Raw genomic sequence first — 15,292 nt, forward strand, 5'->3', positions numbered from 1 at the left:
GCATCGCTTGCCGACAATTTAAAATCGCATTGTCAGTAACATTTGCCCCTGCTGACACCAACCCGTCAACTCAATCAACCAATCAATCTTTGGTCTTCACTGCTTGCCAATGGCTTTCAAGTTCATCCAGACTGAGTTCCTCTGGATGTTTATTTAATTCACGCAAACGTTGTTCAATCGCTTGAAAACGTTGTTTAAACTTCAGATTAGTTCGCCGCAACGCATGCTCTGGATTAACTTGTGCGTGGCGGGCTAAATTCACTACCGCAAATAACACATCGCCAATCTCCGCTTCAAGCGCGGTTTGATCGCGTTCACTGCGTGCAAGTTCCTCTTCAACTTCGGCAATTTCTTCACGGATTTTAGCCAGCACCGGTTGGATTGTAGGCCAATCAAAGCCAACATTGGCAGCTCGTTTTTGTAGCTTGAGAGCTAGTAGAATACTTGGCAAATTATCTGGTATACCGTTAAAAACACTGTCTTGCTCACCTTTTTTAGCGCGTTCCTCTGCTTTAATTTGCTCCCACTGTGCTTTTATCTCTTCATCGGTTTGCGTCGTGCTGTCACCGAAAACATGCGGGTGGCGTCGAATCAACTTGTCCGCCGTTTGCTGCGCAACTTCATCGAAAGTAAACTGCTGTTGCTCTGTGGTCAGTTGCGTATAAAACACTACCTGAAATAACAAATCTCCCAGTTCATCCTTAATCTCGGCACTGTTGCCTTCAGTGATAGCGGCAGCAACTTCATAAGCCTCTTCGATAGTATAGGGAATTAAACTGGTCATCGATTGCTTCAAATCCCACGGGCAACCGTTTTTAGGGTCGCGTAAACGACGCATTACTTCCAATAACGCAGCAACGCCGGAGAAATTTTCTGTTTGGCTCAGTGAATTCGTCATTGTGTCACCCTTACTACCTTATGAATTCCTTTTAATTGACCGAGACGGCTCAGCAAACGCTGCACGTCATCGGCGTCAGCAACTATAATACCGACGGTGACAAAAGCTTGACGAGTGTTGGTATCTAAACGCGAATCAAGTTGCGCCACGTTGACCTTTTCATTAGCAAGCACGCTCGTAATGTCATGTAACAACCCTTGATGATCATCCGCATCAATACGCAAGTTAACGCGATAATTACCACGTTTCGCTTGGCTCCAACTCACTTCCAAAGCACGTTCAGGATGTTGCTCAAGCAAATGTTTCAGTTGCTCGCAATCGGTTCGATGTACCGATACCCCGCGCCCCTGCGTTACAAATCCTAAAATTGAATCACCAGGCACAGGCTGACAACATTTGGCAAACTGCACTAACAAGTTGCCGATACCCTCAACGGTGACATCACTTTGTTTGCCACTGCGCGTGGGTTTCGTCTTGCGCGCAGTTAACCGTTCAATGCGCTCAGCAGCACTATCGGTTTCTGGTCGCAATTGATTCACAACCTGCTGCAGACGTACATCACCTGCACCAATAGCGGCTAACAAATCATCTAAATGCATCATATTAAAGCGTTCTAACACGCTTTCGGCCTGCGCTAATGGAACGTTATGTTTGGCGAGCTCGGTCTCGAGTAATTCTTTACCGGCTTTTAAGTTTTTATCGCGATCGAGCTTTTTAAAATAAGTGATCACCTTGCTACGGGCACGAGCGGTCTGCAAATAACCGCTTGCTGGATTAAGCCAATCACGCCGTGGTTGCGCATTTTTTTGGGTCAGTATTTCGACTCGTTCGCCGTTTTTCAATTGATAAGTAAACGGCACAATATGTCCATCTACTTTCGCTCCCACGCAACGGTGACCAACTTGCGAATGAATATAATAAGCGAAATCGAGCGGTGTCGCGCCAGCCGGTAAATCAATCACTTCACCTTTCGGCGTAAAAACATAAACTCGGTCTTCAAATACTTGCGAGCGAATTTCATCGACTAACCCGTCATTGCCAGCCATGTCATCGTGCCATGCCAGTAACTTACGCAACCAAGCAATTTTCTCTTCAAATCCTGAACCTTTACCAGCGCTTGTACCTTCTTTGTACATCCAATGCGCAGCTACCCCGAGCTCCGCATCATCGTGCATCGCTTGCGTTCGAATTTGAATCTCGACATGCTTTTCTTGTGGGCCTAATACAACGGTATGAATCGACTGATAGCCATTTGCCTTAGGAGTGGCAATATAATCATCAAATTCAGACCCAATATGGCGCCATAAACTATGGACGACACCTAAAGCGGCATAACAATCTTTGAGTGAATCGGTAATGATGCGTACGGCACGGATATCATAGAGTTGCTCAAAGCTAAGATGCTTCTTCTGCATCTTACGCCAAATGGAATAAATATGTTTCGGCCGCCCATAAACAGTGGCCTTCACACCTTCATTATCCAATGCCTGCTGTAAGCTTTGCACAAAATCAGTTATGTAAGTTTCCCGATCAATGCGTCGTTCGTGCAACTGTGTGGCGATTGTTTTATAGGTGCTCGGATGTAAATAGCGAAAGGCTAAATCCTCAAGCTCCCATTTTAACTGACCGATACCAAGCCGATTCGCTAACGGGGCATAAATCTCATTACATTCTTTCGCAACTAAAACACGAGTTTCTTCATCCAGCGTTTTCACTTCGCGTAAAAAACAGATACGCTCGGCCAACTTGACGAGCACGGCGCGCACATCAGTGACCATAGCAAGCAGCATGCGCCGCACATTATCAATCTGAACTAAGCTGGGTTTACCATGCTGGAAGTGTTGTAAGGCGCTGATGGTTTGCATTTGCTGAACCGCTTCCAGCAGAATCAGTAAACTCTTGCCGCCCCACTGTTGCGCTTCTTCTAAGTCAATCAATTGCGCTTCAAATGCGGGACTATATAAAGCGGCAACAAGCGATTCTTGATCGAGATTGAGACCGATAAGGATCTCAACCATCTCTTCACCTTTCACCAGCAGTTGGGGCTGTTTCGCACGTTCACAAATCAGTTTTAGCCGCTCAGCGTGTTCGCGCAGTTGTGCGCAGCGTTCTTCTGAATCTAATTCTGCTAGCCAATCGCCATGTTGATTTGGCTTATCAACATGCCTACTGCGCACCCAAACCACCGCGTTACTCCCTTTCGAATCGTGTCATGACCTCAATGTGATGGGTCTGCGGAAACATGTCAACTACTTGTGCTTGCTTTAACTGGTAGCCATGTTCTTTTAAAACTTTTGCATCGCGTGCTAGTGTATCCGGCGCACAGGAAATATAAACAATTCGCTGTGGTTGCAGTTGCGCCACTTCATGAATCGCGTGCGGAGCTCCCGCCCGTGCAGGATCCAGTAACGCTTTACCGTAACCATCCTGCCGCCAGCTTTGACGATGCCATGGCTGCTCAAGGTCGCAACAAAAAGCCTCAATACTCACCTGCGCATTCTGAGCATTGGCTTTGAGTTGCTCAACCATTGTCGCAACACCTTCAATAGCCGTAACTTGCGCCCCAGCTAACGCCAACGGTAGCGTAAAGTTTCCACTACCGGCGTAGAGTTCAAGCACTTTTTCATTAGGTTGAATATCTAGCCAAACTAACGCTTGCTTCACCATTTGCTCGCTCAATTGGCGATGCGCCTGCATAAAATTAGTCGGTAAACAGCTAATACTCGTACCCACCGTGCGATAGCTGAGCGGTTCATTCGCAACTAATGGCGCCAACTGCTGATCAGATTCACACCACAGACTGACTTGATGCGCTGTTGCAAACTCTTGCAGTTGGTTTAGGTCTTGTTCGTCTGGCCATTGTTTGACGCGCAGTAACACCACCACCTGATGCTCAAATTCAATCAGTTCAACATGGCCGAGTTGTTTAACGAGTGCTAGCTGCGGCAAGAGTTGCTGCAAGGGCTGCAGCAACTTATTCAAACTCTCGGCTAACACTAAACAGTGATCAATCACGCATATTTGTTTGCTTTTAGGTGCCCGAAAACCCACCTTGAGTTGGTGCCGCTTCGCGTCATAATGCACGGCTAAACGGGCGCGCCGGCGATAGTTCCAGGCATCACCCGTTAACGGCGGAAGCCACTGCTGTGCTTCTACCTGCGCAAACTTCGCCAACATCTCAATCACAACTTGCTGTTTGTGCGCGCGCTGAGCGTCAAGCTCAAGATGCTGTAGGTCACAACCACCACATTGCTCATAAAATGCGCATGGTGGTTCAATTCGCTGTGTGCTCGATGTTTGAATGCGATCTAAATGCGCCTCATGCTTACCCTGAACGGTAATTGCGATACGTTCTGTCGGTAACGCTCCGGCTACAAACTTAACCCCTTTCGGTGTACGAACTACACCGCGCCCCTGGTGGTCCAGCTCGACGACGAGCTGATCCGTTAAGCGTTGCGGTTGACTCGTTCGTGCCTGCGGCTTATAAAACTGAGCCATGTAACCGCGCCTGTTGCATGATCGCTTTCATATCTCGCACTGCTTGCTCAAGCCCTACTAATACTGCACGCGCGATAATGGCATGGCCAATATTAAGTTCCACTAACTGCGGAATTGCCGCTATCGGCGCCGTATTGTGATAGTGCAAACCATGTCCAGCATTTACCTGAATACCCGCTGCTTGAGCGTATTCAGCGGCATCGCGTAACTGCGCCAACGCTTGTACCTGCGCCTGCTCGTTAGTTTGCTCAGCGTAATGTCCCGTATGAAGCTCGATAATCGGCGCACCTGTCGCAACAGCGGCATCAATCTGCCGTTTATCGGCATCAATGAACAAACTCGTGGCGATACCATGTTCGGCAAGCTGCGTCACTGCCGCAGTAATTTTCTGTTGCTGCCCGGCGACGTCTAAACCACCTTCTGTTGTTAACTCTTCTCGTTTTTCGGGTACCAAACAACAAAATGTTGGTTTAATACGACACGCAATACCGAGCATCTCTTCAGTGACCGCCATTTCCAAATTCATGCGGGTTTGCAACGTTTGCGCAAGAATTTCAACATCGCGATCTTTGATATGACGACGATCTTCGCGCAAATGCACCGTGATCCCATCGGCTCCAGCTTGCTCGGCTAGTGCGGCCGCTGTCACAGGATCAGGATAACTTACGCCCCGGGCATTACGCACGGTCGCGACATGGTCAATGTTGACACCTAAGTAAATTGGTGGAATGCCTACGCTTGAATTCATGACAAATCCTTAAATTGAACAAATAGTTGCCGACTCCGCAGTGGTTGCGGCCCAAGATAAGGCTGTAACGCCGCGCGCATGAGTCGTTTAAATAAGTTTAGCAGGCGCTGTTCAGAGACAGCAAAATCGCTCAAATGAATAATATCAGCACCACGTAACAACAGCACATCGGCCTGTTCTTCGGCATTGGTTAAGCTAAATCCTGCTTCGGGAATAAATTGATACGTTTGTGTGGCACTAATGGGTTGCTCCTGCGTGTCCATATGCCAATCAAAACCGTGCCCTAAATGACACAATAACTGCCATTCGAAGCGTCGTAAAATAGGCTCAACATGGGTAACTTGGGTCAGTAGTTCGAGGGTTTCGCGGTAATCCTGAAATAGCCCGTCAACCAGGTGATATGGCGTGGTCAGTCGTTGTACCAACTCATTCACGTAAAAGCCGCTGTATAGGGCTGTCCCGCTTAACTTAAGACTGGAATCGAGCGCCTCTGCTGCCACTAAGGTTTGTAACTCGTGACGGCCACGTGTGCTGATTTGCAGTGGTGTAAAGGGCTGTAGAATACTGCGCCACGGACTTTTAGGGCGTTTTGCACCTTTAGCAATTGCGCGAAAACGCCCCTGTTCAGCAGAAAATAACTCAAGCAATAAACTGCTGTCTTGGTAGGGCCAGCGATGCAGGACAAACGCCGGTTCCACAGCTTAATCCTCGCCGTAGCCTAAGCTACGCAGAGCGCGCTCATCATCAGCCCAACCGGATTTCACTTTGACCCAAAGTTGCAGGTGTACTTTGCCACCAACCAAGGGTTCGATATCGCGTCGCGCTTCAGAGCCAATCGTTTTTAATTTGCTACCACCAGCACCAATCACCATCCGTTTCTGTCCATCACGCTCAACTAATATAAGAGCGTGTATATGCGTGGTTCCCGATGGTGCTGTTTTAAATTGCTCAATTTCAACTGTCGTGCTGTAAGGTAATTCATCACCCGTAAAGCGCATGAGTTTTTCACGAATGATCTCAGCAACCATGAAACGGAGCGACCGATCGGTGACGTAATCTTCAGGAAAATGGTGAACGCCCGGCCGCGCGTATTTATGCACGATATCGCGTAATGCTTCTACTTGAGCACCAGTCGCCGCAGATAATGGAATAATTTCAGCGAAATCATGCTTCTCTGCTAATTGCTGCAGATACGGCAATAGCTCTGTTTTGTCTTTAAATTGATCAATTTTATTGATCACTAAAATAACTGGGCGTGCCGATTTTTTAAGTTTATTCAGCACCATTTCATCATCACTGGCCCACTTACCAGCCTCTACGACAAATAATACGACTTCCACACCACTTAATGAACTTGCCGCAGCACGATTCATTAAACGGTTAATAGCGCGTTTTTCATCTTGATGTAACCCCGGCGTATCAACGTACACGATTTGTCTGTCACCTTCGGTTTCTATACCTAAAATGCGGTGACGTGTCGTTTGCGGTTTACTCGAGGTAATACTAATTTTTTGCCCAAGAATACGATTCAGTAACGTTGATTTACCTACATTTGGACGCCCGACAATGGCAACAAACGCTGATTCTGAGCTGTATTGCGGTTCAGTCATGAATTATCCTGCTGAAGAAGTTGTTCAAGTGCTGCGGTAGCCGCCTGTTGTTCGGCCTTACGCCGGCTAGTGCCGGTACCACGAATCGGTTGTTCTAACCCGTCAACTTGGCAACTTACAGTAAATTGTTGGTTGTGCGCCTGCCCTTGTGTTGCCACAACTTCATAAACAGGCAGCCCGCGCTGGCGGCCTTGTAAATATTCCTGAAGCCGAGTCTTCGGATCTTTGTGACTTGCTCCGGGCTTAATTGCGGCCAGTTGGTTTGCAAACCAGTTTAGTACAACCGTGCGACAAGTGGTTAAATCACTTTCAATATACATAGCGCCGAGCAACGCTTCCATGGCGTCCGCAAGGATAGATTCGCGGCGATGACCGCCACTTTTCATCTCGCCGGGGCCAAGTACCAAAAATTTACCTAACTCGAAGCGTTGCGCTAATTTAGCCAAACTACGCCCGCACACCAAGGTAGCGCGCATGCGGCTCAAATCACCTTCATCAATATTTGGAAACTGCTCGAACAGCGCTTCGCTGATGATGATGCCGAGTACCGAATCACCTAAAAATTCCAAACGTTCATTATGTTTGGCTGCGGCACTTCGATGCGTTAACGCTTGCATCAGGGCATCACGATTTTTAAACGTATAACCAAAAGATTTCTCAAGTTGTTTCAGTGGTGGTTTTGGTAAACTCACGCCTTACTCCACAGTGCCTAGACGATGCCAACGCACGCCGGATGGAACCCAGTCAGGCAACCAATCAGGCACCCATGAATCAGCACCGCGCTTGAATTCTAAACTCATCCAAATAAACGTCGCTTGGCCAACTAAATTCTCATACGGAACAAAGCCCCAATAACGGCTATCTTCCGAATTATCACGGTTATCGCCCATCGCAAAATAATGCCCTTCTGGCACAATCCACTCATCAGCTGCGGTGCCCGCCTGCTGGAAATAATATGCCGTACGTGGTGCCACGGTTGGATCAATCAAGATTTCGTGTTCTATCTCACCAAGTTGCTCTGAATAACGCTGCAACGGCGTCGTGCGGCTAAAATACACCTCGTCTTGTTGTTGCACATTACGTTCAATAACTTGCAATTGCGGACACTGAGCTGATTCGGCTACGCATGCTGGCTCTAAATAAAGCGTCTTATTACGATAAATAATGCGGTCACCCGGTGTCGCAACAATACGTTTAATGAAGTCCACTTGCGGATTCAATGGGAATTTAAATACCGCGACGTCGCCCCGCTGCGGCGTTCCAGTTTCAAACAACTCAGTTCGGAATAGTGGGTCACGCACGCCATAACTAAACTTTTCAACCAGCACAAAGTCGCCCGCTAACATGGTTGGCATCATTGATGCAGACGGAATCCGAAACGGCTCATAAAAGAACGAGCGCACAATTAAAATGATGAATAAAATCGGGAACACGCTTTGCGCAAATTCAGCCACACGGCCTTGCGGGGCTACCCGTTCACGTTCTTCATCATCGAGTTTTTTGCTGGTCTGCTCTTCTAGTTTAGCGATAGTAGCCAAACGCCCAGGCTTCTTCATTTTGGCATCGTAGAGCCAAATCAAACCTGCCGCGATGGTCACCAACGTCAGCACAATCGAGTAAAAGTTTGCCATGTAATTTAGATTCCTAGCGCATCAAGCAAACAGCGTTACTTACCAACTTTGAGAACGGCAAGAAATGCTTCTTGCGGAACTTCAACGTTACCAAGTTGCTTCATTCGCTTTTTACCTTCTTTTTGTTTTTGTAAGAGTTTTTTCTTACGACTCACGTCACCACCATAACATTTAGCGGTAACGTTCTTACGTAATTGCTTCACTGTCGAACGCGCGATAACGTGAGTGCCGATAGTTGCCTGAATGGCGATATCAAACATTTGACGTGGTATGAGTTCACGCATTTTATCAACCAACTCACGACCACGACCTTGTGAATTATCGCGGTGCGTAATCATCGCTAAGGCATCCACCTTATCGCCGTTAATCAATACATCAACACGCACCATGTCGGCTTCTTGGAAGCGCTTAAAGTTATAATCCAACGACGCATAACCGCGACTGGTTGACTTCAATCGATCGAAAAAGTCCATGACCACTTCAGCCATTGGCAGTTCGTAAGTGACCGCGACCTGATTGCCGTGATACGCCATTTTGGTTTGTACACCACGCTTATCAACACACAGTGTAATCACGTTACCAAGGTACTCTTGTGGCACCAAAATATTCGCTTCAACAATTGGTTCGTAAATTGTTTCGATATCGTTCACTGCGGGCAAGTTAGCTGGGTTATCAACCTTGTGCTCTTTGCCATCTTTAGTGATGACCTTATACACAACCGTTGGTGCCGTGGTAATCAAATCGATATCGTATTCACGTTCCAATCGCTCTTGGATAATCTCCATGTGGAGCATCCCCAAAAAGCCGACGCGGAAACCAAACCCGAGTGCCGCTGAGTTTTCTGGTTCATAAAATAGCGACGCATCATTTAATGACAACTTCGCTAATGCATCGCGGAAGTTTTCATAATCGTCCGATGAAATTGGGAACATACCCGCATAAACCTGCGGTTTTACTTTTTTAAAGCCCGGCAGCGGCTGCGGCGCTGGCTGTTTTGCCAAGGTCAAGGTGTCACCCACCGGCGCACCATGAATTTCTTTAATGCCGGCTATTACGAAGCCTACTTCACCGCAGCGCAAAATACCGGTTTCGGTTGGTTTTGGTGAGAAAAATCCAACTTTATCAATCTGGTGCGTTTGTCCAGTTGACATGACTTTCATTTTGTCACCAGCACGTAACACGCCGTTTTTCACGCGTACGAGACTTACCACGCCTTGGTAATTATCAAACCAAGAATCGATAATCAGTGCCTGCAATGGCTCTTCAGGATCGCCCTGCGGCGGTGGAATTTGTGTGACAATGCGTTCGAGGACTTCGTCGATACCAATCCCTGTTTTCGCTGAACATTGCACGGCGTCAATCGCTTGGATACCAACAATATCTTCAATCTCTTCGGCAACGCGCATCGGATCAGCCTGCGGCAAATCGATTTTGTTTAATACCGGAACCACTTCAAGGTCCATTTCAATTGCGGTATAGCAGTTCGCCAATGTTTGCGCTTCAACGCCTTGGGCGGCATCAACCACCAACAACGCACCCTCACAACCCGCCAAGCTACGTGAAACCTCGTAAGAGAAGTCAACGTGTCCCGGTGTATCGATGAAGTTCAACTGATAAGTTTCGCCATCTTGCGCGGTATAGTGCAACGTCACACTCTGCGCTTTGATAGTAATCCCGCGTTCGCGCTCAAGATCCATTGAATCAAGGACTTGCTCAGCCATTTCACGATCGGTTAACCCGCCACAATGCTGAATGAGACGATCAGAAAGAGTCGACTTACCATGGTCGATGTGCGCAATAATCGAAAAATTGCGAATATTTGCTTGCTTAAACGCCTTCTCTGGCATTAATGCCCCCGCAACAACAAAAAATAAGGAATAAATACTAACCGCTGATCATACTGATTTATGCGGTTCGGGACAAAGAATTTCGGGTAAATTTAATCGATTTGTTGCACGCTCAACAGTTGCGCAACCTGAATATCACGATGTTGCAACCAGCGTTTAAGCAAATAAAAGCTCACTGCGAAGCCACTAAAGGCGCTCAGAATCACCCAGCCTTCTGACCACGACAATAGCTGGCCGGTGAATATGGCCATCACCAGTAAAGCGAAGAGAGGAACCATGTATACCAGTAACGAATAGCGTGTTAGCGCTTGCTCTGGAAGTAAAAGTTCGATTTGTTGACCTGGACGAAAGTGCCCTTGCGGCTTATGGACACGAAATTCAGCGCGACGATCAGAGAATGCTTTCGAGATGACCCCTGCACCACAAGTATTTTGCTGCGCACAACCGCTACAACCGGTTTTTAACTCAGTTGAGACCAACAAAAAGTCACTTTCCACACTGACAACTTCTGCTAGCTCTCGAATCACTGCTGCGCACTCTCAGTGGTAATGACCATGTTTTCAGCAATACGTTGTAACGTGTCCGCTGGTAATTTACCAACAACGGTAACCGCATAACCTTCAACAAACGTATTCACGAGTGACTCTGGCCCTTGATAGGCCAAACTTGGCAATTTCTGTGCTTGTTGCTCGGTGACATAAATTGATACTTCGGTCAGCCCATCACTAAACAAAAAGTAATCGGTCGGCAACTGGGTATCATATAGTTGACGATGATGAGCGCGACGCAAATCAAATCCACCCGGTAACCAATTCGGCCGCAACGCGAAGCGTAATTCACTCAGTTGTTGTGTATCGTAAAGCTTTGGAGGACGTTGAATAGCGCTAACTTCAGTGAGTTGTTCAGGAATTTCGTCGGAAAACATAATCGACGTGAGCTGTAATTGTTCTAACACTTCACCTTGGGGCGTCATCATCTGCAGTTTTAATAACATGCCCGAGTCGCGGTCAACCCATAGATCATAATGGTAACGGTAATCATCACGGCTAATCAGCCGCAGATATTGTGCTGGTCGGCCAGTAACACGCATACCACCGCTGGCGATAACTTGGTAGTGTTGAGCGATGTTAGCAAACGGTTCATAAAAGGCTGGAGGGATTAATCCAACCGTCACATCTGATTGTAACGTGTAGGAACCGCCGATTTGCGAATAATAGTATGTTTGATCACCGACCCGTAAAGCTCGGTTATCCGCGCCGTTTAAATAAATAAGAAGTTCAAGATCGGTTTGATGATCATAGTTACCATGTAACCATACCAACGGTTGTATACGTTGGCCTTGGCTCTGCACGAGAGTTGCTTCGAAATTGAGGTCACGCAATGAACGAGCCATGCGGTCAAACCAAATCTGGCCCATATTGGCGGCGCGTTCTACGCTCACTTCGGATTGTCCAGAAGCGCCAAAAGGAGCGATTGCTACAAACCAAAGAGCAATCGCGGCGACATATTTAATCATTCTGTTCGTTTAACTTCTCAACGGTTGATGATTCTTGCTGCTGTTCTTTATCCGCCTGTAAGGAAAGCTGTAACTGGCGTTGGTGATCAAGCATATAGGAATGCAGTAACTGGCGTTGCTGCGCAACTTCAGCCGCGGACGGAGCTTGTGACTCAATTACCGTGTTATAACTCACCGGATTACGACCACCGAACGGATTGGTAATTAAAGCTGGTGATGTCACGCTTGGGGTAGCTTGCTCTGTTTCAACTACCGGCTGTTGCACCGACAGTACCGCAACTAATGCAACACTTGCTGCAATCGCAATACTACCCGCCGGTTTTAACCAACGGCTAGCGGCTCGCGCCATAGCTCCGCCTTGCTGAATTGACGGTTGAACCACCACCGATTCCTGAGAAATTTGCATCGCTATGCGAGCACTAATATCAATGTGTTGATTCGCCTGTGCATCGCCACGCATCACATGTCCCATCAACGCGTAGCGTTGCCATGTGGCACGTGCCTGTTCATCGTCCAACAATGCTGACAACTCAGCATTAAAAGGACGTTCAGCATCAGCACCTGAATCACCGAAGTGATTATCTAACAATGCTGAGGCATTTTGTTTGCAACGATCAGACATAAAGCTTCCTCAAATTCAGTTTAGCGCTCTAATAACGGCCGTAATTGTTGATCTATCGCCTCACGCGCTCGAAAAATTCGTGACCGCACGGTGCCAATAGGACAATCCATTTCAATGGCTATTTCTTCATAACCCAAACCTTCAATTTCACGTAGCGTTATAGCACGACGTAAATCTTCCGGTAAGTCATCGATGGTTCGCATTACGACGTCACGAATCTCATCCGTTAACAACATACTTTCTGGCGAAGCGCTATCTTTCAATGCGCCACTACCTTCATAAAACTCGGCTTCGTCAGCATCAACATCATTGGCTGGCGGCTTCCGCCCTTGTGCAACCAAATAGTTTTTCGCTGTATTCACCGCAATTCGGTACAACCAAGTATAAAAAGCGCTATCGCCACGGAAATTCGCTAAGGCACGATAAGCTTTTACAAATGTTTCCTGCGCTACGTCTGGCACATCTGCCTGTTGTTTAACGTAGCGCGATATCAGACTCATCACTTTGTGCTGATATTTCTTTACCAACAAATCAAAGGCTCTTTGGTCGCCCTGTTGCACTCGTTCTACCAGGGCTTTATCTGTTTCTTGTTCGCTCATCCGAGCCCGCTCTCCTCAACCCCTAGCTACGTCAGATATATAGGCCCGTTGCGTACTTGCAAACTATGACCTATGTGTGCGTAAAAAGTTCGCAAAAAAAATTCAAAAGAGTAAAATCGCCTCTATTCCTTTAGCAGATCAGCGTGTTAGCACGCTAAATATCCCACATACTCTATGGAACAAATGTCACATTATCAATGCGATGTACTTATTATTGGTAGCGGCGCTGCTGGTTTAACACTAGCTTTACAACTCGCTGACCATGCCCGCGTTACGGTACTTTCGAAAGGTCCGTTAACCGAAGGCTCAACATACTACGCACAAGGTGGTATCGCTGCTGTATTCGACGAGAATGATAGCATTGAAAGCCACATTGAAGACACTTTAGTTGCGGGTGCCGGTTTATGTGACATCGAGGCAGTGAAGTTTACCACAAGTCACGCAAAAGAAAGTCTGCAATGGCTTATTGATATTGGGGTTGGCTTCGATCGTATTGATGATGGCCAGTTTCATCTTAACCAAGAAGGTGGCCATAGTCATCGCCGCATTCTACACGCAGCCGATGCGACTGGTCGCGCGGTGCAAACTACGCTGGTAGAACAAACCAAGCAACATCCAAATATCACCATTTTAGAACGCGTGAATGCGGTTGATTTAATCACAAATAAGCACGTCGGTGGCGAACAACGTTGCTATGGCGCTTATATTTTAAATCGGATCAATCAGCGTGTTGAAACGATTTCAGCGCGTTTTGTCGCACTTTGCACAGGCGGTGCCAGTAAAGTTTATCAGTACACCAGTAATCCAGATGTCGCCAGTGGTGACGGCATCGCTATGGCGTGGCGCGCTGGCTGTCAGGTTGCCAACATGGAATTCAATCAATTCCATCCAACCTGTTTATTCCATCCCAATGCACAGTCATTCCTGCTAACTGAAGCGCTACGCGGTGAAGGGGCAGTATTACGTCGTCCTGATGGCAGCCGTTTTATGCCAGAATTTCATCCGGCCGCAGAGTTGGCACCACGCGACGTGGTTGCACGCGCCATTGACTACGAAATGAAACGCTTGGGCGCGGATTGTATGTACTTAGATATTTCGCATAAGCCTAAGGAGTTTATCCAAGAGCATTTCCCGAATATCTATGATAAATGCTTGAGTTTAGGCATTGATATCAGCCGCGAACCGATGCCAGTCGTTCCTGCCGCCCACTACACCTGCGGCGGTGTGAAAACAGATCTGCAGGCTAGAACAGCCGTGAATAATCTCTATGCCATTGGCGAAGTTGCCTACACTGGCTTACACGGTGCGAATCGCATGGCGAGCAACTCTCTATTAGAGTGCTTAGTTTTTGCTCGCGCTGCAGCTTCTGACATCATCGCTCAGCTTGATCAGGTGTCACTGCGCACCAACCTCCCGGCGTGGGATGAAAGTCAGGTCAACGATTCAGATGAAGAAGTTATTATTCAGCATAACTGGCATGAGTTACGCTTGTTTATGTGGGACTACGTGGGTATTGTGCGCACGAACAAACGGTTGCAACGAGCGCTGCGCCGCATTGAATTGCTGCAGCAGGAAATTCACGAATATTACAGTAACTTTAAAGTTAGCAATAATTTATTAGAGTTGCGTAACTTGGTACAAGTTGCTGAACTCATTGTCCGTAGCGCCATGGCACGTCACGAAAGTCGTGGCTTGCACTACAATCTCGATTATCCAGAATTACTTGCTGAAGCTCAGCCGACCGTACTGACGCCAGCGCAGCAAAAATCGAGCTAAACGGCGATATTGCGCATCACCTAACCAACTGCGCGGCAACCATAACCAACGCCGTGCAGTATCTGGACGCTGCAAAATGAGCAAAGCGCCCCACGGCGTCACCCACGATAATGGTTGCAGGTGCCAACAGACCTGATCAAGGTCATTCAGTTGTACCCAGACGCCCCGCTGCTGATCGACACCCCAAACTTGCTGCCGCAACCGCAGCCAAGCCCAAGGTTGCACGGTGAATTGCGACAGCAACTAAACTTTTACGCGACTGAGAATGTACGCCACCATGGCTGCTAATTCCTCGTCTTCGCATTTTTGATGCCCCATAAACCAAGCAAATAAGTCAGGGTCATCACAAGTCAGTAAGCGCCGAAATGCATCTTGTTGCTGCGCATTCAAATCGTCGTAGGCTTCTTCGACGAATGGCATAAATAAAACATCAAGTTCTAACATGCCACGACGACACGCCCAACGAAGTCGATTTTTATCTTTCAATGTATCGGCATTTTGTTGCAACTTTTCCATGCGAATCCTTCTTTTACGACAAAAATTATAC

16 protein-coding genes are annotated in these 15,292 nt (G+C 47.4%); 1 reads left to right on the forward strand and 15 read right to left on the reverse strand.

What is annotated here, in order from left to right:
• Positions 1 to 82: 82 nt before the first annotated feature.
• From mazG to rpoE, 13 genes are all read right to left on the reverse strand, one after another.
• Positions 83 to 898, reverse strand: coding sequence for a nucleoside triphosphate pyrophosphohydrolase (gene mazG / locus BM292_RS03165; RefSeq protein ID WP_092855198.1), 816 nt, complete (start codon positions 896 to 898; stop codon positions 83 to 85).
• On the reverse strand, positions 895 to 3,084 hold the full coding sequence (gene relA / locus BM292_RS03170) for a GTP diphosphokinase (RefSeq protein ID WP_092855201.1): 2,190 nt from the start codon (positions 3,082 to 3,084) through the stop codon (positions 895 to 897). The genes mazG and relA overlap by 4 nt, the downstream gene beginning before the upstream one ends.
• 4 nt (positions 3,085 to 3,088) lie before the next feature.
• Positions 3,089 to 4,396, reverse strand: a complete 1,308-nt coding sequence (gene rlmD, locus BM292_RS03175; protein WP_092855203.1) for a 23S rRNA (uracil(1939)-C(5))-methyltransferase RlmD — start codon at positions 4,394 to 4,396, stop codon at positions 3,089 to 3,091.
• Entirely contained in the window at positions 4,380 to 5,126 is a 747-nt protein-coding gene (gene pdxJ / locus BM292_RS03180; RefSeq protein ID WP_092856875.1) for a pyridoxine 5'-phosphate synthase, read from the reverse strand. The genes rlmD and pdxJ overlap by 17 nt, the downstream gene beginning before the upstream one ends.
• Positions 5,127 to 5,140: 14 nt before the next feature.
• Positions 5,141 to 5,842, reverse strand: coding sequence for a DNA repair protein RecO (recO, locus tag BM292_RS03185; RefSeq protein ID WP_092855205.1), 702 nt, complete (start codon positions 5,840 to 5,842; stop codon positions 5,141 to 5,143).
• Positions 5,843 to 5,845: 3 nt separating this feature from the next.
• Entirely contained in the window at positions 5,846 to 6,754 is a 909-nt protein-coding gene (gene era / locus BM292_RS03190; protein WP_092855207.1) for a GTPase Era, read from the reverse strand.
• The gene (gene rnc / locus BM292_RS03195) at positions 6,751 to 7,446 is read right to left on the reverse strand and encodes a ribonuclease III (RefSeq protein ID WP_092855209.1); all 696 of its coding nucleotides are present in this window, start codon (positions 7,444 to 7,446) and stop codon (positions 6,751 to 6,753) included. The genes era and rnc overlap by 4 nt, the downstream gene beginning before the upstream one ends.
• 3 nt (positions 7,447 to 7,449) lie before the next feature.
• Positions 7,450 to 8,385, reverse strand: coding sequence for a signal peptidase I (lepB, locus tag BM292_RS03200; RefSeq protein ID WP_092855211.1), 936 nt, complete (start codon positions 8,383 to 8,385; stop codon positions 7,450 to 7,452).
• A 35-nt stretch (positions 8,386 to 8,420) separates the two neighbouring features.
• A complete protein-coding gene (gene lepA, locus BM292_RS03205) occupies positions 8,421 to 10,232 on the reverse strand; it encodes a translation elongation factor 4 (protein WP_092855213.1) in 1,812 nt (603 codons plus the stop codon).
• Positions 10,233 to 10,324: 92 nt separating this feature from the next.
• Complete coding sequence (locus tag BM292_RS03210) at positions 10,325 to 10,759, reverse strand: SoxR reducing system RseC family protein (RefSeq protein ID WP_092855216.1); 435 nt, start codon at positions 10,757 to 10,759, stop codon at positions 10,325 to 10,327.
• A complete protein-coding gene (locus tag BM292_RS03215) occupies positions 10,756 to 11,748 on the reverse strand; it encodes a MucB/RseB family sigma factor regulatory protein (protein ID WP_092855218.1) in 993 nt (330 codons plus the stop codon). The genes BM292_RS03210 and BM292_RS03215 overlap by 4 nt, the downstream gene beginning before the upstream one ends.
• The gene (locus BM292_RS03220; RefSeq protein ID WP_092855220.1) at positions 11,741 to 12,370 is read right to left on the reverse strand and encodes a sigma-E factor negative regulatory protein; all 630 of its coding nucleotides are present in this window, start codon (positions 12,368 to 12,370) and stop codon (positions 11,741 to 11,743) included. The genes BM292_RS03215 and BM292_RS03220 overlap by 8 nt, the downstream gene beginning before the upstream one ends.
• 20 nt (positions 12,371 to 12,390) lie before the next feature.
• Positions 12,391 to 12,969 (reverse strand): RNA polymerase sigma factor RpoE, encoded by a 579-nt coding sequence (rpoE, locus tag BM292_RS03225; RefSeq protein ID WP_092855222.1) that lies wholly within the window; start codon positions 12,967 to 12,969, stop codon positions 12,391 to 12,393.
• Positions 12,970 to 13,143: 174 nt separating this feature from the next.
• On the opposite strand from rpoE, the gene nadB reads away from it, so the two are divergent.
• The gene (gene nadB / locus BM292_RS03230; RefSeq protein WP_092855224.1) at positions 13,144 to 14,745 is read left to right on the forward strand and encodes an L-aspartate oxidase; all 1,602 of its coding nucleotides are present in this window, start codon (positions 13,144 to 13,146) and stop codon (positions 14,743 to 14,745) included.
• Here the strand turns inward: nadB and BM292_RS11720 are convergent.
• Both BM292_RS11720 and BM292_RS03235 read right to left on the reverse strand, forming a co-directional pair.
• Entirely contained in the window at positions 14,689 to 14,988 is a 300-nt protein-coding gene (locus BM292_RS11720) for a YgfX family protein (protein WP_143434062.1), read from the reverse strand. The two genes, nadB and BM292_RS11720, sit on opposite strands and share 57 nt — an antisense overlap.
• Positions 14,989 to 15,261 (reverse strand): FAD assembly factor SdhE, encoded by a 273-nt coding sequence (locus tag BM292_RS03235; protein WP_092855226.1) that lies wholly within the window; start codon positions 15,259 to 15,261, stop codon positions 14,989 to 14,991.
• Positions 15,262 to 15,292: the final 31 nt, after the last annotated feature.

Origin of the sequence: Pseudidiomarina tainanensis, assembly GCF_900115255.1 — a bacterium.
Lineage (GTDB): Bacteria > Pseudomonadota > Gammaproteobacteria > Enterobacterales > Alteromonadaceae > Pseudidiomarina > Pseudidiomarina tainanensis.